The following is a 20,394-nucleotide window of genomic DNA, read 5'->3' on the forward strand; positions in this document are numbered from 1 at the left end:
TAGTCAAGGCCCTCAAAATGCATTATTTTGGGGGTCTTTTTATTTGGTTCGATGGAGATTGAAGTGCGGAAAAAAATAGGTGTTGTTTTAGGCGCGACATTGTTAGGGCTTACGGCATGTAGCTCCGGTGACTTATTAGATATGAGTAGCGATACACGTCATTTGTTCGGAAATGCCAAACAAGCAATCGTCAGCCTAGAGGGCGCTCCTGTATGTTGTGAGCAGCTAAGCCAATTATCTTATCAAGCTGTGACTTTTGATTACGTAGCTGAAGAAGGGATCGACACCAACCGACAAGCCTTTGCTTTTAATTCAGGAAAAAGCTTCGTTCTGGCTTACAAACTTCCTATATTAAATACCAATGTGCCGGTCAAAATTGAAAGTATTATAGGCGAAACACTATTCGCCCCATCAGTGGCTCTTCTTGATGAAAATTTCCAAGTGACGCGAGTTATTCCGGCTAATGCATTCAAATATAAAGAGTTAAAAGGTTTTAGCGGTAATATGTTGAGCGGGACTTTTAGGGTAAGCACTGAACAAAGAAGTGACCGAGTTCGAGAGGCTTACATGGTGGTATATACCACTGACCAATCACTGTTTGAAAGTACCCAGATTGTTCATCCTGAGCGTTCGCGAGCAAAGGCACAAGCTAAAGCTGATCCCGGTTTACCCGATCCGTTTATACCGCATTCACCTCTAGGGCTGGTTAACGTCACTTTCAACCCCGACTTATCTAAAGGTATTTTTGCTGATGAAGCATGGTTTGGTGGAAAGAATTCGGAGCTTCAGCCTGCATCAGTAGAACCTGTGGCTGTTCAAGGATCCAATACTGTTCAAGGATCAAATGCTGTTGGGGCAGCGGTTGTCGCAAGTTCTGTAGAGCCAGCGAAGAAATCTAATAACCTAAAGAAGGCGATGCTGCCTGAGACAGAAGCATTTTATAATAAGCTGATTGAAGATATGATTAAGCAAGGTGAAATTGATAAAGCCCTTAAGTTAGTTGAAGAAGCCGAGTATGCAGGCTCTCGCTCAGCAAGAAACGTATTTATTGACGCGATAAAAAATAACTAGATTTGCAGATTTTCATTGTTTAAGAAGCCAGTCGTAGACTGGTTTTTTTATGCGTGTAACGAATAGGCTCATGGTGCGCTTAGGTGGTCGTGTAAGCTGATTCTTAGGGTTATAGCATGTTGTACGTGCGTGGCTAGCGGGTTTCACCTTGAGTTGTTGTCGGTGATTTAATCGGTCTTAATAGGGAGGTTTATTGGGGTGGGAGTGATAATAAAAAAAGCCCTCAGAGAGAGCTTTAAATAGGCATGTTAATGTGTCTAGCTTACCACCAAGCTTCCGCTTGGAAGCCAAATGTTACTTCATCTTTCGAGCTGGTATCAGCGATATTTTTATCTGATTTAGCATAAGTAGCAAAGGCGCGTAAAGCGGGGCGAGCGAATACATTAGGGCCCGCTTGCCACTGTTGAGCAATGGTTACTTTGGCCAGTTTATTGTCTTCGTCGCCATTGATAGCTTTAGCTGCATCTTGGAATTCAACTACATCGTAGCCTAGGTCTAGGATAGTAGATAAGTTATTGCTCCAGTTGTACTGAGGACGAACACCAACAGTGAACAAGGTAGAGCCTTTGTTATCATCTTTGTCGTAGTTTTCGTAGTTAACTACGTAAGACAGGGCTGCTGACTCGCCTAAATCAACCACACCCCAGTTCATTAAGCGGTACCAGCTGCCTTCATTGCTGTCGGTGCGGTAAGCCGGATCATCACCTTCGTTAGCCATATTTTCGTAGCCAAATCCGCGAAGTTGACCACTTGCGCCAATACCTGCCATAGCATCTGTTGCATAAGATACAGAGAACTTGTTAAAGCCACCAAAGAAATCACCTTGAGTGTGCTCAGCCATAACAAACACGCCGCTGTCTTTTTGGTTTTCGATGTTGAAATCTTGGTCAGCCGCTTCAGAGTACATGCCGTAAATACCTACTAAGCTCAATTCGCCGTTTGAGTTAGTAGAGATACCGTCTAGGCGTAAATCTAAGTTGTTACCAGAGAAATCAGCCATAGTTTGGCCAGAGCCGGCAACGTTTGCATCAAATAATGCTTCAGAGGTATTGCGTACCCAAGCCGCAGATAGCTTAGCAAAGCCTACGTCGATGTTTTCAATACCGGCACCTGCCCCTGCGTTGGCTAGGTAGTAGTAATCGATTTGGTGTACGTCACGACGTTGATAAAAACGCTTACCAGCCCAAAGGTTTGAATCTTCGAAAGATTCAACCATGTTTTGGCCTGATACATACATTTCACGCACTGCTGATGGGCTTTCTTCCCAATCATTTCGTTGATCTACAGAATGAGCAAGTAGGGTATGTACACCCATTGCTTTGTTGCCTTCTTCATAGAGTGGAGCAGACAATGCAATTTCTGCATAAGTTTCACATTCGTTACCCAAGCGGTGCTTGTACGGAGAACCGTTCGCTTGGAAGCACATTTGCTCGCCACCAGAGCCGGTTGCGCCAATACCAGAGCGCATGTAACCATGAAATTCAGGCGTTGCTGCTATTGCTTGAGTTGACATCGCTGCAGATGCGATGGCGATTGAAAGTGTTTTTAGTTTCATTACATAAACCTTATGTGTATTAAGTTCCAAATATGGACATAAATAAGCACCCTGTTCTGTAAAATCCAATTCCTATGGAACATTATGTCGATCGCATTGTCTCAGTAGATTTCGGTTTTGTCTTGTGAACTGAATCACACTAATGGCGTGAAAACCGTTTCATGTTCTTTTATTTTTTGTTTTGGCGGTTTTTTGTGCTTTGTTTTATTTATTTTGTGGTTTTTTATTTTAAAGTCGGATGGTTTGGACAGAGTGGCTATCAGTAGATACAAATTATTGCAAAAGCCCTCTTAGTAGAGCTGATTTGTTACCAATAGACAGCAACGTATCTGGGGGGATATAGCTTGTTACAAAGTGTTACAAAAAGAGGGGTTTAACATGTGCTGAATCGCATTTTTATCCAGCTAGTAGGCATAAACTATGCCTAGAAATCGTAATACGGCCAAGTTTGCGGTTACTTCATAATAATTAAAGAAAATGCGTTATTAATTAGCCTTTTTGATATTTTTGGCTAAGGCTATATTCAGTACACTAACAGCCCTCTAGGAGCTTACTATGTTTAATAATTTATTTGCGCAAGCGCAAAAGGTAGGTAAAGCACTGATGCTACCCGTATCCGTGCTGCCAGTTGCTGGTATTTTACTTGGGGTCGGCGCAGCTGACTTCAGTTGGATACCCTCTATTGTTTCACAATTAATGATGAATGCGGGTGACGCAGTATTCGGTAACATGGCGCTTCTTTTCGCCGTTGGTGTTGCTTTAGGTTTTACCAATAATGATGGTGTTGCGGCGCTAGCATCTATTGTTGGTTTCACCATCATGGAAAAAACACTGGTTGTTATGGCACCAGTCATGGGCGTAGAAAGCATCAATACTGGAGTACTTGGCGGTATTTTAGCGGGTGGTGTAGCTGGTTGGGCGTTTAATCGCTTCTTTAGAATTCAGTTACCTTCTTACTTAGGCTTCTTCGCTGGTAAGCGGAGTGTACCTATTATTACCGGTTTCTTGACCATTTTCTTAGGTGTGTTACTTGCCTTTATTTGGCCTCCTATTGGTAATGGCATCGCAGTATTCTCCCACTGGGCAGCAGAACAAAACCCAACCTTAGCCTTTGGTATTTACGGCATTGTTGAGCGTTCATTGATTCCATTTGGTCTTCACCATGTTTGGAACGTACCTTTCTTCTTCGAAGCGGGCCAATGTACTAATGCTGCTGGTGATGTGGTTAACGGCGTACTAACTTGTTACTTACAAGCCGACGAAGCTTCACGAGCTGCGGGTAATGGCTTTGGTCAATTAGCTGGCGGTTACATGTTCAAAATGTACGGACTACCTGCTGCTGCTATTGCTATTTGGCACGCGGCTAAACCTGAAAACCGCGCTAAAGTTGGCGGTATTATGATTTCAGCTGCGCTGACTTCATTCCTAACAGGTATTACCGAACCAATTGAATTTGCATTCTTATTCGTAGCGCCAATTCTTTACGTTATCCACGCGCTACTAGCTGGTTTAGCTTTTGTAATCACTAACTCGTTAGGCATGGTACATGGTACTTCGTTCTCACACGGTTTGATTGATTTCATCGTATTGTCTGGCAACTCTCAGAAAATGTGGCTGTTCCCAATAATTGGTTTGGGCTATGCGGCTATTTACTACACAGTATTCCGTGTAGTTATCGCGAAACTAGATTTGAAAACGCCAGGTCGTGAAGACGAAGACAGTTCAGCGGGTGCTGCAGTACTTAATGAAAGCGAAATGTCTAAAAACTTGGTTGATGCATTTGGTGGAAAAGACAACATCGTTAGTTTAGATGCTTGTATTACACGTCTGCGTATTCAAGTTAAATCTATCGAATCTGTTGACCAACCTCAGCTTAAAGCTTTGGGAGCAGCAGGGGTGGTGATTGCTGGTCAAGGTGTTCAAGCTATCTTTGGTACTAAGTCAGATAACTTAAAAACCGACATGGAAGCTTATTTGCAAACCATTTAAGGTATTTTAAATACTAAAAAAGGAGGCTGAGGCCTCCTTTTTTGTTGGTTGAGTTGTTTAAAGCCGTTCTAGTTTAGCCTCTATTTCCGCAATTTTGTTTACCACTACTTTTTCAAGATGCTTTAATTCGGCCAATACTTGTTGTTTGGTATCTTTTTCTTGTTGTTCACGCCGCGTTATTTTATCTAATTCTTCCACGATGAAACGTAAGTTAGTATTGATCTCTGATACGTCTTTATAAGTACCACGACCCCCGTCAACCAGCACCGTTTTCTTTTGGCGAGGATACTTGAACTTTACGCTTCGCGTTAGAAAGTCGCCTTTTTCCTTGTGGAAGTAGATTTTGAGTGTGTCAGAGTTGGCTTCTTGACGGAGGCTGTAGCGTTCAATGTCTGATGGATTGGTGATCCCAATGCTTTTTAGGTTTTTGTACATAGACTTTCCTTCATAACGAAACGTTTAACTAATGCTGGAACAGTTATCACCGCAATACGCTGCGTAGCCTGTTAATAGCAGCATAGCTTATTCATTATGGAAGCGTTGTGAAATAGGAAGGTTTTTATCGCTGAGGAGGTATTTTTTAGATGTTTTGAGATATTTAGCCAAGTGAGTTACTCACTTGGCTAATGCCTTTAATTAGTTATGAGCGTGTAGCTCTTCATTCAACTCAATAGCAGACTTGTTTGTTAAGCACTCAATTGCACCATTCACACTATTACGTCGGAATAATAAATCAGGTTTACCTGCTAAGTCGCGGGCTTTAACGGTACCAGCGGCTTGTTTATTCTCATCAATAAGCACCACTTTAGTGCCTGCTGTGATGTATAAGCCTGACTCTATGATACAGCGGTCACCAAGTGGAATACCGGTACCTGCATTAGCACCGATTAACGACTCTTCACCTACCGAGATGATGATGTTGCCACCGCCTGATAGCGTCCCCATTGTTGAGCAGCCACCCCCTAAGTCAGAACCTTTGCCTACAAATACACCCGCTGAAATGCGACCTTCAATCATACTGGTGCCAGCGGTTCCCGCATTAAAGTTACAGAAACCTTCATGCATTATGGTGGTACCTTCGCCGATGTATGCGCCTAAACGCACTCGAGACGTAGCGGCAATTCGAACGCCGCTCGGTACTACGTAATCGGCCATTTTAGGGAATTTGTCTACCGAGGTAACTTGCAAAAGTTCGCCTTTAGCACGTGCTTCTAGTTGGCGAGCAGGTAATTCAGCTAAGTCAATGGCGCCCTGATTTGTCCACGCCACGTTAGGTAATACTGAAAAGATACCGCTTAAGTCAGTACCGTGAGGTTTCACCAAGCGGTGCGATAATAAGTGTAGCTTTAAGTATGCTTCAGGGGTTGATTCTGCGGCATTGTCTTCATTTAGTAAGCAGAGTACTCGTGGTTGTTCACTACCTACTAAGGCCTGAAGAGCGGTTACTTGTTGCTTAAGGTCTAAAGCGATGGCGTTGGCGATTAAAATATTAAGACTGGCATCGTCCAATTCGATATTCTGTTTGCCATTGGCGTAATCTAAGCCTTTGGTTAAGTGAGTGACTTCTGCATGACTTGGGTTTAACACAGGAGCGGGGAAAAAAACTTCTAGCCATTGGCCATTTGCGTTCTTACTTCCCACACCAATGGCGTAACTAAAAAAGTCTTTAGACATGGTTGTCTCCAAATAGTGGTTGAGCTTGCTATATATTATTGTTTGAGTGCTTGTTCCAGAATACTTTTAAGCTGTTGCTTTTGTTCCGGACTTAGTTTTTCTCGTTCACAATTACTTATGCTAAAGAAATCTTCGGCTTTTTCACCAATAGTAGATACTTTAGCAGCATGAATTGTGTAGTTGAATGATTGAAATACGGCGCTTATTCTAGCCAATAAGCCGGGTTTGTCCAAGGAGACTATCTCGATCAGCGTTCTATTCCCTTTGGTGGGCAAGAATTCTACTCTTGGTGCAATAGAAAACTGCTGAACTTGCCGTGGCACCCGTCGTTGTTTTAAATCTATAGGAACTGCTACATGCAGCTTGGTTGCTAAGGTTTGTTGTAACAGAATGCCGCGCTCTAATGATAGGGGTTCGCCATCTCGGTCTAGCACGACAAAAGTGTCGAGTACATAGCCGTCTCGGCTAGACATTATTTGGGCATCATGAATGGTGAGGTTTTTTTGGTCAAGCTCAGCTGCGACAGATGCAAACAGATGTGGAATATCTGGGCAGTGGATGAATATTTCCGTGCCTCCACGCGTGGCACGACGGCTCACTAATACAAGGGCTTCCTCATCACTGTGCCCCCACAGGTTGTCAGTGTGCCAAGCAATTTGTTGTGGAGTGTGACGCAAGAAGTAATCGACTCTAAATCGTTGCCATAAACCACGTACTTGTTCTTCTGAATAGCCTTTAAGCTCTAAGCATTTGATTGCTTTTAACTGCTTGTCTCTAATTACTCCACGGATATCAACCGGGTTTTCTAAACCACGGCGTAAGGCTTTTTGAGTGGAGTTATATAATTCACTTAATAATGTGCGCTTCCAGCTATTCCAAGTGTCATCGTTCGTGGCGCAAATATCCGCTACCGTTAAGCACAACAGCAAATCTAGATGGCGTTGGTCACGCACAACTTTGGCAAATTCGGAGATGACTTCAGGGTCATAAATATCCCGCTTTTGCGCAATAACCGACATTAATAGGTGATGTTTGACTAACCACGCTACGGTTCTGGCCGAGGGCTTACTGTAGCCATGAGCCAGACAGAACTCTTCAGCATCAACCGCGCCCAGGGTAGAATGGTCGCCTTTACGCCCTTTAGCTATGTCATGAAATATCGCTGCCAATACCAACAGGTCTGGACGCTCTAAGCGAGGATATATTTCACAGCAAAGCGGATGGGTATCCTTGGTTTTGCTGTCGTTAAATGAATGAATTTTGGTAATTAGTCGATGGGTATGCTCATCAACAGTAAATGCATGAAAAAGATCAAACTGCATTTGCCCTACAATCCGGCTCCAGGCGGGAAAGTAGGTAGATAATACCCCGTAACGATGCATTAAGGTCAAGGGTAAACCCGTAACATTGGGGTGTTTCATTAAACGCCGGAAGTTACGACGACATTCGGGGATGTCTTGTAGCCAGTGAGTTAGGCGGCGTCTTGCTTCACGCAATTGGCGTAGAGTAGCGGAATAAATTCCGGTAATCTTTGGGTTGTCAGCAATATGCAAAAACATCACTAAGATCTGTTCGGGATGTTGCAGAAACAATGAGGCATGGTTACTGTCGATGAGGTTGCCACGTAACATGAAGTTTTCGTCAACCGACTGTACGTCCATCGCGGTATTACCGAGAATAGCTTCATCAAACAATTGTAGTAGCATTTCATTTAGCTCTGAAATGCGACGAATGGTTTGAAAAAAGTGCTTCATTAGGCGCTCAACAGGCGCGTTGTGGTCACCCGCGTAACCTAAAGATTGTGCTACCGCTAATTGGCGGTCAAACAATAAGCGATCGTCACTTTTTGTCAGATGAATATGTAATGCAAAACGTACCCGCCATAAAAAATCGCGGCAATCTTGGAGTTCTCGGCACTCGGCTTGAGTCAAAAAATTCTGCTTAGTCAATTCCTCTAAATCGCTACTGCCAAAGTGTCGACCCGCAACCCAACAGATGGTCTGAATATCTCTTAGGCCGCCAGGATTGGCTTTAATGTCTGGTTCAAGCGAGTAGGCATTACCTTTATATTGGCGATGGCGACTTTGTTGTTCGTCCTTTTTCGCGCGAAAAAATGCTTCACTTGGCCAAAAACTATCGGCACATACCGCTAAACACAACTCGGTATAAATATCTTTATTGCCAACCAATAAGCGTGACTCTTGGAGGTTGGTGGCAATAGTAATGTCTTGTAAGCCCAGCTCTAAACACTCAGCCAGCGTTCTTACACTTTGCCCTACATCAAGACGTATATCCCATAATAGAGTGATAAAAGCACTGACTTTGTCAGCGGCTTCTTTCGCAATTGTTTCTCGGCTTACTATTAAAATATCAATATCAGAGCGGGGATGAAGCTCTCCTCGACCATATCCACCCACAGCGAGAAGCGACAGATCTTGATATACGTTGAGGCCGAAATGTTGCCACAAGCTTTTTAACAAAAGGTCCATTTGGCTTGAGCGCAGTTGAACTAGCTCTACAACATGAACGCCTAGATTAAACTGATCGGTTAAATATTCCTGAAGCTGATCTAAGTAACTTTTACAGCTTTTTAATGATATGTCGTCAACTTTTGGTTGCGGCGGTGATGCGAGTGTCGTTTCCATGACTTAGCCTCAATAGCGTGTTCTTGTTATATTTAGTGCTTAATGATTCGAGGTAGGTCTTCTTCTTCACGTAATGTGAGTACTTCTACGCCATTTTCAGTGACCAATAAAGTATGTTCCCATTGAGCTGAATTCTTTCCGTCTAAGGTCGTTGCAGTCCAACCGTCGTCTGAATCTACGCGATTGCCTTTTTTGCCTTGGTTAATCATGGGCTCAATGGTGAAACACATTCCTGCTCGAAGAACGGTTCGGTCATTATTGCGATAATGCATTATTTGCGGTTCTTCATGGAAACCTTCACCAATACCGTGGCCACAAAAATTGTCCACAATACCGTAACGGTAGTTGCCTTTTTTTAAGTACTTTTGAATGGCGTTACCAATGTCACTGACTTTATTCCCAGGCTTCACCACTTTAATCGCTTGGTATAGGGCTTGTTGGGTTACACGACAGAGAAGCTTATCGGCTGGGCTGGTATTACCTACCATAAACATTTTCGAGGTATCGCCATGGTAGCCATCTTTAATTACCGTAATATCAATGTTCACTACATCGCCGTCTTGCAAGATATGAGTGGCGGATGGAATACCGTGACAAACCACATCGTTTACCGAGGTGCAGATCGATTTAGGGAAGCCGTGATAATTTAGCGGAGCAGGGATAGCTTGCTGTTCATTCACTATATAGTCATGACAGCGCTGGTCCAGCTCTTCTGTACTGACGCCTACTTTTACGTATGGCGCTATCATCGTTAATACATCGGCAGCCAAGCGACCGGCAATGCGCATTTTTTCGATTTGTTCTGGGGTTTTTATTACTATGCTCATGGGACTAATAGTTGAGTATTTAACTTGGTTATGGCGCTAGTTTACCGTAAGGCAGCGAGGAGTTGTAGTAGAAGCTAAAATTAGCTAAAACTTGGCGCTAAGCTTTAACAATATTATGATTTATGGTATAAAGCGCGCCGTGAGTAATTACTCTGGTTTTCGAATTAGGGTGTATGCTGACACTAATTGAATATTTATAGTTTAAATATTTTTAATCACACACACACATCGGCACGTTTTCCGGGGTGCTGAACGCTTGCGTTTGGTCGGTAAAATGGGATGTGTGGAGGCCTAACCCCATATGAGGAAATTATAATGGCAAACGTTTCAATGCGCGATATGCTTCAAGCAGGCGTACACTTTGGTCACCAAACCCGTTACTGGAACCCAAAAATGAAGCCTTTCATTTTTGGTGCTCGTAACAAAGTTCATATCATTAACTTAGAAAAAACTGTACCTATGTTTAATGATGCAATGTCTGTTCTTAAGAAAGTTGCATCTAAGAAAGGTAAAGTTCTTTTCGTTGGTACTAAACGTGCTGCTGGTGAAGTTATCAAAACTGAAGCGCTTCGTTCTGATCAATTCTACGTTAACCACCGTTGGTTAGGTGGTATGTTGACTAACTGGAAAACAGTACGTCAATCTATCAAGCGTCTTAAAGATCTAGAAGCTCAAAGCCAAGACGGTACTTTTGAAAAGTTGACCAAGAAAGAGGCGTTAATGCGCACTCGCGAAATGGAAAAACTTGAAAAAAGCCTTGGCGGTATCAAAAACATGGGCGGTTTACCTGACGTATTGTTTGTGATTGATGCTGAACACGAGCATATCGCTATTCGCGAAGCAAACAACCTAGGCATTCCTGTAATCTCTGTAGTTGATACAAACTCTTCACCTGATGGTGTTGATTACATCATTCCTGGTAACGACGATGCTATCCGTGCAATTAAATTGTACTTAGGCGCAGCTGCTGATACGGTACTTCAAGGTCGTCAAGACGACATCGTAGTACAAGCTGAAGAAGATGGTTTCGTAGAGGAAGCTGCTGAGTAATTGATGCATAAGCATTGATACTGAGTAAGCTTGATGAATAGCAGGGGGCAAGCTTGTCCCCTGAGTTTTATCCGATAATTAATCGAGGATCAAACAAATGGCAATTACTGCTGCCCTAGTAAAAGAACTGCGCGACCGCACTGGCGCAGGCATGATGGATTGTAAAAAAGCGTTGACTGAAACTGATGGTGACATCGAGTTAGCGATTGATAATATGCGTAAAAGTGGCGCTGCTAAAGCGGCTAAAAAAGCAGGTAACATTGCTGCTGATGGTGCAATTATCATTAAAGAAGGCGCTGGTTTTGCTGCCTTGTTAGAAGTGAACTGTCAAACAGATTTCGTGGCTAAAGATGCTAACTTTACCGCTTTTGCTGAAAAAGTTGCTGAAGCTGCTGCTGCAGAAAAAACTGACATCGACACTTTGAAAGCTAATTTCGAAGAAGCGCGCGTTCAGTTAGTGGCTAAAATCGGTGAAAATATCTCAATTCGTCGCGTTGAATACTTAGACGGCGCTTCAATTGCTTCATACCGTCACGGTGAGCGTATTGGTGTTGCTGTAACTGGTGAAGCTGACGCTGAGACACTTAAGCACGTTGCTATGCACGTTGCTGCTTCTAAGCCAGAGTTTTTATCTCCTGACGACGTTCCAGCTGATGTTGTTGAAAAAGAGAAAAAACTTCAAATCGAAATCGCGATGAATGAAGGCAAGCCTGCTGAAATCGCTGAGAAGATGGTTACTGGCCGCATGAAGAAATTCACCGGTGAAATCTCGTTAACTGGTCAAGCGTTCATTATGGAACCTAAGAAAACTGTTGGTGCAATCTTGAAAGAGAAAGGCGCTACGGTTGCTGGTTTTGTTCGCTTAGAAGTTGGCGAAGGTATCGAGAAAAAAGAAGAAGACTTTGCTGCAGAAGTTGCTGCACAAATCGCCGCAGCTAAAAAGTAATTTTAGTTGTTCTTCAGGTTGCGGTATCATGCCGCAACCTTCTTGTATTGTAATTATTGAGAGAATATCATCGCTATGAGCACCAATCCTAAACCTGCATACCGCCGCATTCTTTTAAAACTTTCAGGTGAAGCCCTCATGGGTGACGAAGGTTTTGGTATTGACCCTAAAGTACTCGACCGTATGGCTCTTGAAATAAAAGAGTTGGTTGAACTAGGGATCCAAGTTGGCTTAGTTATTGGTGGTGGCAATCTGTTTCGAGGCGAAGGCCTAGCGAAAGCAGGTATGAACCGCGTAGTTGGCGATCACATGGGTATGCTCGCAACCGTAATGAACGGCTTGGCGATGCGTGATGCGCTGCACCGAAATTTTGTAAATGCTCGTCTTATGTCAGCTATCGAGCTGAACGGCGTGTGTGATTCTTATAACTGGGCTGATGCTATCAGCAATCTAAAAGCCGGGAAAGTAGTCATCTTTTCTGCCGGTACGGGTAATCCGTTTTTTACTACAGACTCTGCTGCATGTTTGCGTGGCATCGAGATTGAGGCGGAAGCAGTGCTAAAAGGGACAAAAGTTGATGGTGTATATACTGCCGACCCAGTAAAAGACCCTAGTGCAACGCTATACAGCGAACTAGATTACAACGAAGTATTAGATAAAGAATTAAAAGTGATGGACCTTGCGGCCTTTACACTTGCTCGTGACCATAACCTGCCAATTCGTGTGTTTAACATGAATAAAGCAGGTAGCTTGAAAAATGTTGTTATGGGTTATGACGAAGGAACCACAATTCATCATTTATCGAATAAAGCTGAAACAGAGTAGGGAAAGTTATCGTGATTAATGCAATTAAAGAAGATGCTCAAACTCGCATGAGCAAAAGTATTGAGTCGCTTAAGACTCAAATGTCTAAAGTAAGAACGGGTAGAGCCCATACCAGTCTATTAGATGGCATCATGGTGCCTTATTACGGTGTCGATACTCCGCTCAAACAAGTTGGTAACGTATCTACTGAAGATTCAAGAACGCTAACCGTAACAGTCTTTGACGCCAGTTTAATTAGTGCTGTAGAAAAAGCGATCATGAGTTCAGATTTAGGTCTTAACCCCTCTTCAGCTGGCACCTTAATTCGTATACCGTTGCCAATGCTTACCGAAGAACGCCGCCGCGACTTGATCAAAATCGTTCGTGCTGAAGCAGAGCAGGCGCGTGTAGCAATTCGAAACATTCGTCGTGATGCTAATGGTGACATTAAAGATTTACTTAAAGAAAAAGAAATCGGTGAAGACGACGATAGAAAAGCACAAGACGACATTCAAAAAATCACTGACGCTTCGGTTAAGTTAGTTGATGCTGCACTCGCGGTAAAAGAAGCTGAGTTGCTGGAAGTTTAAACGTTATTTGAGTTAAAAATAGCCGTGTCTTGTTACACGGTTTTTTTTTGTAAGTACGAGTAGTAAGTATGACTTTACCCAAAGAACTGCAATTAGCAATGAAAGAGGCAATGCCTAAACACGTTGCTATTATCATGGACGGCAATGGCCGTTGGGCTCAGCAACGCGGTAAGCTTCGGATGTTCGGCCATCAAGCCGGTGTTAAAGCCGTTCGTCGCTCAGTGAGCTTCGCCACGCAACTTGAAATTAAGTCTCTTACTTTATTTGCTTTCAGCAGTGAAAATTGGCGCCGGCCAGAAGACGAAGTGTCAAGCTTAATGAATTTGTTTTTAACCGTTTTGCAACGCGAAGTTAAAAAACTGAAAAACAATAATGTACAACTAAGAATAATTGGTGATACTTCTCGTTTCAGTGAAAAACTGCAAAAACGTATCATTCAAGCTGAGCAGGATACAGCAGCTAACGACGGCCTAATTCTTAATATTGCTGCTAATTACGGCGGTAGGTGGGATATATTAAATGCTACTCAGCAAATGGCGCAAAAAGTTGCCTCTGGCAGTTTACGAGCTGAAGATATAACTGAGCAGCATATTTCTGATGTTATGGCTTGTGATACTGTTGGTGACGTTGACCTGTTGATTCGTACTGGCGGTGATCACCGTATTAGCAATTTTTTATTGTGGCAAACAGCTTACTCTGAATTGTGTTTTTGTGATGTATTATGGCCAGACTTTGACGAGCAAGCTTTTGGTGATGCAGTGGCTACCTTTGTTAGTCGTGAACGGCGATTCGGCTGTACCGGAGAACAAGTACAGGAACTGCTGAAAGACAATCAATATAATGAGGACAGTTTTGCTTAAGCAACGAATAATAACCGCGCTGGTATTAGCGCCACTCGCGCTTGCTGCCATTTTCAAACTGCCACTATTAGCGTTGGCATTGGTGTTTGCTGTAGTGCTATTACTAGCTGCAAGGGAGTGGGCTCGAATCGTTTCCGATGTACCAAAAATACGCGCCGCTTTCTTTGTCGTATTTACCTTGGTATTTGGTCTCAGCCTTTGGCAAATTCCTCTAGAGGGCGTCAGTCACTCAGTTTGGTTTAGTGTCCTGTTATCGATAGCCGCCGCCTGTTGGTTAGGAAGTATTGCATTGCTTTTTACTTATCCAAAATCAGCCACAATTTGGGGTAAATTAACTACTTTCAAAATCGTCTCTGGACTCATTATCCTTTTGCCTTTTTTCTGGTCGCTGGTATTTCTTCGCAATATCGATCAGAGCAACCCTTTGGTGGGTGGAGCGTGGGTTGTTTACGTCATGCTGCTGGTTTGGGCTGCTGATACTGGCGCTTATTTTGCCGGCAAGCGTTTTGGTAAAAGAAAACTGGCAAAAAATGTTAGCCCTAAAAAAACCATTGAAGGATTGCTCGGCGGGTTTGCTGTGGCAAGTTTGGTCACTATCGCCGCGTTGCTGTTGTTAGACATCCCTGAAGGGAAGGTGCTGATATTATTGCTTGCTAGTTGTTGTACCGTGTTGGCTTCAGTCGTTGGCGATTTGGTTGAAAGTATGTTCAAGCGTCAAGCCGGTATTAAAGATAGTGGTACTTTATTGCCTGGGCATGGCGGTTTGCTAGACCGAATTGATAGTCTTACCGCCGCAATGCCGGTATTTGCGTTCTTCTTCCTACACTGGATGTAAGCGAGTATGAGTAAGAACCTTGTCATTCTGGGCGCTACGGGTTCAATAGGCTGTAGCACTTTAAAAGTATTACGCGAAAACCCCAATAGTTATTTTTTGTATGGTGTGACCGGCGGTAAAAATGTAGCTGCTATGGTGGATATCTGCCGAGAGTTTGCGCCTAAATATGCAGTAATGGCTGACGATGAGAGTAATCAACAATTGCGCCGTATGGTGCACGATTTGGCGTTATCGTGTGAGGTGCTCAATGATCAAAATGCCATTGCTCAACTAGCTGTTGAGCCTGAGGTTGAGTTAGTGATGGCCGCTATCGTTGGTGCTGCCGGCTTACTCCCTACTTTAGCGGCAGTAAAGGCCGGCAAAACCGTATTGCTCGCTAATAAAGAAGCATTGGTTATGAGTGGCGCTATTTTTATGGACGCTGCTCGCCAAAGTGGTGCCCGAATCCTTCCTGTAGATAGTGAACACAACGCTATTTTTCAATGTATGCCTGATAATATTCAACAGTCTCTTGGGCATTGTGACTTAGCTGATTCGGGAATCAGTAAAATCTTGTTAACCGGTTCTGGTGGACCATTTCGTTATAGTGATGTAGCGAGTTTATCTGCGGTTACGCCTGCGCAAGCTTGTGCTCACCCTAATTGGTCGATGGGCAAAAAAATCTCGGTTGATTCAGCCACTATGATGAATAAGGGGCTGGAATATATCGAAGCCAAACGTCTCTTTAATACTCAGCCTAAGCAAATTGATGTCATCATTCATCCCCAATCTATTATTCACTCTATGGTTCAATACTGCGATGGGTCAGTCTTAGCCCAAATGGGAGAACCTGATATGGCCACTCCTATCGCTCACGTGATGGCTTATCCAAACCGACAAGTATCAGGGGTTCAGCCGCTCGACTTTTTTTCTATTGGCGAGTTAAGTTTCATTCCCCCTGACTATGCGCGTTACCCTTGTCTAAAGCTTGCTGTTGATGCATGTTATGACAGTCAAACGGCGACCACCTGTTTGAATGCCGCTAATGAAATAGCTGTTGCTGCCTTTTTGTCAGGGCGTATAAAATTTACCCAAATTGCAGAAGTAGTAGCCAGTTGTTTAGATAAACTGAGTTATATCGGTTTGGAAACTGAACTTTCAGTTTTACTCGAGGTCGACAAGAGGGCGCGAATGCATGCCGATGCAGCAGTTAAAAGGATCTTTGCATGAACGAAATCATTTGGAATACCACATTTTTTGTTATTGCTTTGGGCATCTTAGTGACTGTCCACGAGTTTGGTCATTTTTGGGTAGCCAGACGGTGTGGTGTAAAAGTTGAACGATTTTCTATTGGTTTTGGTAAAGCCTTATGGCGTAAAACTGCAAAAGACGGCACCGAGTATGTAGTCGCGTTAATCCCTTTGGGGGGGTACGTAAAAATGCTCGACGAGCGAGTCGCTCAAGTAGCCCCAGAGTTGCGCGCTCAAGCATTTAATAACAAAAGCTTAAGCCAGCGAAGTGCAGTAGTCGCTGCAGGCCCGATGGCTAACTTTCTATTGGCAATAATGGCTTTTTGGCTGATGTTTGTGATTGGTGTCCCAGCGGTTAAACCTGTTTTAGGGGAAATGGCGCCATCAACTGTCGCTAGCCAAAGTGGTTTAGTGGCAGGCCAAGAAATAATAGAAATTGCCGGTGAAAGAACCTTAGATTGGGAAAGTGTAAACTTCGTCCTAGTGAGTCAGTTAGGTAGTGACTCTATTGAAATGACGGTGAAAGATGCGCAAACCTCTTTGTTATCCACCGTCAAACTAGATACCCGCGACTGGCAGTTAGATAGTGAGCAGCAAAGCCCGATTTTAAGTTTAGGATTAAGGCCATTTTCACCCGCGGTTTCACTCACTGTGTCACAGGTGGTTGATGGTAAGCCGGCAGACATCGCCGGTTTACAAAAAGGCGACCGTTTATTGGCTGTAGATGGGAACACACTCAACCAATGGCAAGACTTTGTCGATGTTGTGCAGGCTAAACCTGAGCAAGATATGGAAATAGAAGTCTTAAGAGATGGTCAAACTCAGCGTTTGACATTGGTTCCAGAATCTAGGGTTTATCAAGGTCATGCCAGTGGTTATGTTGGCCTTGCACCTGAAATTGCCGAGTACCCTGAAGAATATAGAATCGATTTACACTACGGCTTTGTTGAATCTATAGGCAAATCATTAGAACGAACTTGGCATTTAAGCAAATTGACTGTTTCTATGATAGGTAAATTGGTGACAGGGGTAGTTTCTTTAGATAACCTTAGCGGTCCAATATCCATCGCTAAAGGCGCAGGTGCAACAGCCGATTATGGCTTAGTCTATTTTTTAGGCTTTATCGCGTTAGTTAGTATTAATTTGGGCATTATAAACTTATTTCCATTGCCGGTCTTAGACGGTGGTCATTTAGTCTTTTTTGCTGTTGAAGCAGTAACGGGCAAACCTGTCTCAGAGCGAGTGCAAGAGATAGGATTTAGGATTGGTGCAGTATTAGTTATGGCTCTAATGACATTAGCCGTATTTAATGACTTTATGCGCTTATAACAATTAATAGGACGTTTTATTTTCTTATGTTCAAAATGCAGTTGGTAGTTGGACTTTTTCTGGCTTGTCTCGCAGGGTCTTCTTTTGCTGAAAGTAAAACAGCGTTCACTGTGGCTGATATTCGTATCGAGGGCCTACAAAGAGTTTCTCTGGGTGCAGCATTATTACAGATCCCGCTTCGAGTGGGAGATGATGTAGACAGCGGCCAAATTAGCACCAGCATTAAACGTTTGTACAAAAGTGGCAACTTCGAAGATGTTCAAGTGTACCGTGATGGTGATGCCTTGGTGTTTAAAGTTCTTGAACGACCCACAGTAAGCAGTATCGAGTATTCAGGCAATAAGGATATTAAAACCGAGCAACTTGAAGAGTCGCTGCGCTCCTCAGGGATTAAAATAGGTGAGCCGTTAGACAAGACTAATCTACGAAACATTGAAAAAAGCTTAGAAGATTTTTATTACAGTGTGGGTAAATATAGCGCACGAGTGACATCGATTGTCACGCCGTTACCGCGTAATCGAGTCGATTTAAAGTTTAACTTCCAAGAAGGTCTATCAGCCGAAATTCAACAGATAAATGTTATTGGTAATCAACAGTTTTCGTCTGGTGAGTTAATTAAACGTATGACCCTCACCGATCGTGCCCCATGGTGGAATGTATTAGCCGATCAGAAGTATCAAAAGCAAAAACTAGCGGGCGACTTGGAGACCATCAATAGCTTTTACTATGATCGTGGTTATATTCGCTTTAAAGTCGATTCAACTCAGGTAGCGCTAACGCCAGATAAAAAAGGCATCTACATTACAATCAATGTTGACGAAGGCGACATTTATCGCGTGGAAAAAGTTGAGTTAGCGGGCAACTTACTCGATAAGAGTGCAGAGCTGAATGGGCTTGTCAGTATTAAGTCTGGCGATGTTTACAGTGGCGCCGAAGTGACCAAGACAGAAGAAATTCTTTCCAAGTTTCTAGGTCGCTACGGTTATGCGTACCCGCAAGTTAGTGTGTTCCCCGTGATTAATGATGAAGACAAAACGGTGGTTCTAAATGTTAACGTTGATCCTGGTAGCCGTGTGTATGTTCGAAGAATCAATGTTAGCGGTAATACCATTACCAAAGATGAAGTGTTGCGCCGAGAAATGCGCCAAATGGAAGGCACTTGGTTATCCAGTCGCTTGGTCGAGCAGTCTCGCTCTCGTTTAAGTCGACTTGGCTTTTTTGAAACCGTCGATGTCGAGACCGTCAAAATACCGGGGTCGCAAGACCAAGTAGACATAAATTTTGTGGTAAAAGAGCAACCTTCAGGCTCGTTTAATGCAGGGGTTGGCTTTGGTACAGAGTCTGGCTTAAGTTTATCGGCAGGGGTACAGCAAGATAACTTTTTAGGCTCGGGCAATCGGGCCGGTATTAACGTTAGTACCAACAAATACTCTAAAAACTTTGATGTGAATTTTAACGACCCTTATTTCACTAAAGATGGCGTCAGTTTTGGTGGACGTTTTTATTACACGGATTTTGAAGCCTCAAAGGCAGATATTGTTGATTATAACAACGAAACCATTGGCCTACGTGGCACGCTAGGTTTTCCAGTTAATGAATATAACCGTTTAAGCGCAAGTCTAGGTTTAGAACAAAATAAGATTTCTCAATTAAATGCTTACGCACAAATTCAGCAATTTTGGGATATTTACTCACCACACCGTAATGACGATGGCTCATTAACTTTTCAGTCCTTAGATACGACGTTTGGTTGGACGAGAAACTCGTTAAACAATGGCTCGATGCCAACGGCGGGTTCTTCGCAAAAATTCGATACAAAGATCACCGTACCGGGTTCGGATGTACAGTATTTTAAAATGAGTTTTGACACCCGCCATTTCTTCCCTATTACCACTAACCATGATTGGGCTTTTACTGTTCGTGGTAAGTTGGGTTATGGTAATGGTTACGGACAAATTGAGGGCAATGATCAAATCTTGCCGTTTTTTGAGAATTTTTATGCCGGTGGCTATTCAACGTTACGTGGCTTCCGTTCTAACACCGTAGGACCTCGAGCTCTTTATATTGTTGATGCTAATGGTAGTTCTTATGTGACAGCATCAGATGACTCTGTAGGTGGTAATGCCTTAGCGGTGGGCAGCGCCGAGCTTATTTTCCCCACTCCGTTTTTAGATGAAGCGTATATTCGACAGGTCCGTACAACTGCATTCGTAGATTTCGGTACAGTATGGGATACCGAGTTTGATTTTGAACAATATAACCAAATGCAATGTATTAGCCGTTGTGACCGTTTCGGGGATTATTCTTCCCCAGATAGGATTCGAGTATCAGTGGGGGTTGCTATTCAATGGCTTTCGCCAATGGGTCCACTGGTGTTCTCATTTGCTAAACCAATAAAAAGCTACGAAGGAGATCGTTCCGAGACTTTCTCATTCAATATTGGCCAAACATTTTAATTCTTGATTTAGGAGAAAACTTTTGAAAAAACTAATTGCTTCTGTTGCCCTAGCTGCAACCATTATGGCACCGAGCTTTGCTGTATTAGCTGAGACTAAAATTGCTGTTATTAATATTGCTGAAGTTTTTCAGCAACTACCACAACGCGATACTTTACAGAAAACCCTGAAAGATGAATTTGAAGTGAGAGTCCAAGAAGTGCGTGGTTTGGAAGCTGAAATGCAACGTTTGTTCGACAAACGTGAAAAAGATGGTGAGTTGCTTGGTCAACAAGAAGTGACCAAAATAACCCGTCAGCTCGAGACTATGCAAGCTGAGTACAAGTTAAAGCGTAAAAACTTAGAAGAAGATCAACGTCGCCGTGGTGCTGAAGAACAGCAGAAATTGATGGTTAAAGTTCAGGACGCTGTGGTTGAAGTATCTAAATCTCAAGGCTACGATTTAGTATTACCTTTAGACGCTACGGCTTATGCATCAGAGGCTCTCGATATTACTAAGTTAGTGGTTCAACAAGTTAGTAAGAGTAAGTAATT

General features: G+C 43.2%; 16 protein-coding genes and 1 pseudogene. 12 read left to right on the plus strand and 5 right to left on the minus strand.

Features of this window, described 5'->3' with window-relative positions; genetic code table 11:
• Window positions 1–63 precede the first annotated feature (63 nt).
• Window positions 64–1,071: a MalM family protein gene (locus ACVFI8_RS18530; protein ID WP_457872261.1), complete on the plus strand. Its 1,008-nt coding sequence runs from the start codon at window positions 64–66 to the stop codon at window positions 1,069–1,071.
• Window positions 1,072–1,333: 262 nt separating this feature from the next.
• Here the strand turns inward: ACVFI8_RS18530 and lamB are convergent, their stop codons facing one another.
• Window positions 1,334–2,626 (minus strand): maltoporin LamB, encoded by a 1,293-nt coding sequence (lamB, locus tag ACVFI8_RS18535; RefSeq protein WP_457872262.1) that lies wholly within the window; start codon window positions 2,624–2,626, stop codon window positions 1,334–1,336.
• A gap of 555 nt (window positions 2,627–3,181) precedes the next feature.
• Here lamB and ptsG point away from each other — a divergent pair.
• Window positions 3,182–4,615, plus strand: coding sequence for a PTS glucose transporter subunit IIBC (gene ptsG / locus ACVFI8_RS18540; RefSeq protein WP_248712110.1), 1,434 nt, complete (start codon window positions 3,182–3,184; stop codon window positions 4,613–4,615).
• A gap of 57 nt (window positions 4,616–4,672) precedes the next feature.
• Here the strand turns inward: ptsG and ACVFI8_RS18545 are convergent, their stop codons facing one another.
• The 4 genes and pseudogenes from ACVFI8_RS18545 to map form a co-directional block, all read right to left on the minus strand.
• Window positions 4,673–5,050: a DUF3461 family protein gene (locus tag ACVFI8_RS18545; RefSeq protein ID WP_457872263.1), complete on the minus strand. Its 378-nt coding sequence runs from the start codon at window positions 5,048–5,050 to the stop codon at window positions 4,673–4,675.
• Between the two features lie 201 nt (window positions 5,051–5,251).
• The gene (gene dapD / locus ACVFI8_RS18550) at window positions 5,252–6,289 is read right to left on the minus strand and encodes a 2,3,4,5-tetrahydropyridine-2,6-dicarboxylate N-succinyltransferase (protein ID WP_248712108.1); all 1,038 of its coding nucleotides are present in this window, start codon (window positions 6,287–6,289) and stop codon (window positions 5,252–5,254) included.
• Window positions 6,290–6,324: 35 nt separating this feature from the next.
• On the minus strand, window positions 6,325–8,934 hold the full coding sequence (glnD, locus tag ACVFI8_RS18555; RefSeq protein ID WP_248712107.1) for a bifunctional uridylyltransferase/uridylyl-removing protein GlnD: 2,610 nt from the start codon (window positions 8,932–8,934) through the stop codon (window positions 6,325–6,327).
• Between the two features lie 32 nt (window positions 8,935–8,966).
• A pseudogene (gene map / locus ACVFI8_RS18560) lies at window positions 8,967–9,776 on the minus strand (type I methionyl aminopeptidase); the annotation flags it as partial.
• A gap of 300 nt (window positions 9,777–10,076) precedes the next feature.
• Here map and rpsB point away from each other — a divergent pair.
• From rpsB to ACVFI8_RS18610, 10 genes are all read left to right on the plus strand, one after another.
• Window positions 10,077–10,811 (plus strand): 30S ribosomal protein S2, encoded by a 735-nt coding sequence (gene rpsB, locus ACVFI8_RS18565; protein ID WP_248712105.1) that lies wholly within the window; start codon window positions 10,077–10,079, stop codon window positions 10,809–10,811.
• Between the two features lie 97 nt (window positions 10,812–10,908).
• A complete protein-coding gene (tsf, locus tag ACVFI8_RS18570) occupies window positions 10,909–11,757 on the plus strand; it encodes a translation elongation factor Ts (RefSeq protein ID WP_248712104.1) in 849 nt (282 codons plus the stop codon).
• Window positions 11,758–11,832: 75 nt separating this feature from the next.
• Window positions 11,833–12,582, plus strand: coding sequence for a UMP kinase (gene pyrH, locus ACVFI8_RS18575; protein WP_248712103.1), 750 nt, complete (start codon window positions 11,833–11,835; stop codon window positions 12,580–12,582).
• Window positions 12,583–12,593: 11 nt separating this feature from the next.
• Window positions 12,594–13,151, plus strand: a complete 558-nt coding sequence (gene frr / locus ACVFI8_RS18580) for a ribosome recycling factor (protein WP_248712102.1) — start codon at window positions 12,594–12,596, stop codon at window positions 13,149–13,151.
• A 68-nt stretch (window positions 13,152–13,219) separates the two neighbouring features.
• Window positions 13,220–14,011 (plus strand): isoprenyl transferase, encoded by a 792-nt coding sequence (locus tag ACVFI8_RS18585; protein ID WP_248712101.1) that lies wholly within the window; start codon window positions 13,220–13,222, stop codon window positions 14,009–14,011.
• Window positions 14,004–14,846 carry a phosphatidate cytidylyltransferase gene (locus ACVFI8_RS18590; protein WP_248712100.1) on the plus strand — a complete coding sequence of 281 codons (843 nt, stop codon included), beginning with the start codon at window positions 14,004–14,006 and terminating at the stop codon, window positions 14,844–14,846. The genes ACVFI8_RS18585 and ACVFI8_RS18590 overlap by 8 nt, the downstream gene beginning before the upstream one ends.
• 6 nt (window positions 14,847–14,852) lie before the next feature.
• Complete coding sequence (gene ispC / locus ACVFI8_RS18595) at window positions 14,853–16,055, plus strand: 1-deoxy-D-xylulose-5-phosphate reductoisomerase (RefSeq protein ID WP_457872267.1); 1,203 nt, start codon at window positions 14,853–14,855, stop codon at window positions 16,053–16,055.
• A complete protein-coding gene (rseP, locus tag ACVFI8_RS18600; RefSeq protein WP_457872268.1) occupies window positions 16,052–17,404 on the plus strand; it encodes a sigma E protease regulator RseP in 1,353 nt (450 codons plus the stop codon). The genes ispC and rseP overlap by 4 nt, the downstream gene beginning before the upstream one ends.
• 26 nt (window positions 17,405–17,430) lie before the next feature.
• On the plus strand, window positions 17,431–19,860 hold the full coding sequence (bamA, locus tag ACVFI8_RS18605) for an outer membrane protein assembly factor BamA (RefSeq protein ID WP_248712097.1): 2,430 nt from the start codon (window positions 17,431–17,433) through the stop codon (window positions 19,858–19,860).
• 22 nt (window positions 19,861–19,882) lie between these two features.
• A complete protein-coding gene (locus ACVFI8_RS18610) occupies window positions 19,883–20,392 on the plus strand; it encodes an OmpH/Skp family outer membrane protein (protein WP_248712096.1) in 510 nt (169 codons plus the stop codon).
• Window positions 20,393–20,394 lie beyond the last annotated feature (2 nt).

The sequence above is a fragment of the Agarivorans sp. MS3-6 genome (assembly GCF_054112545.1).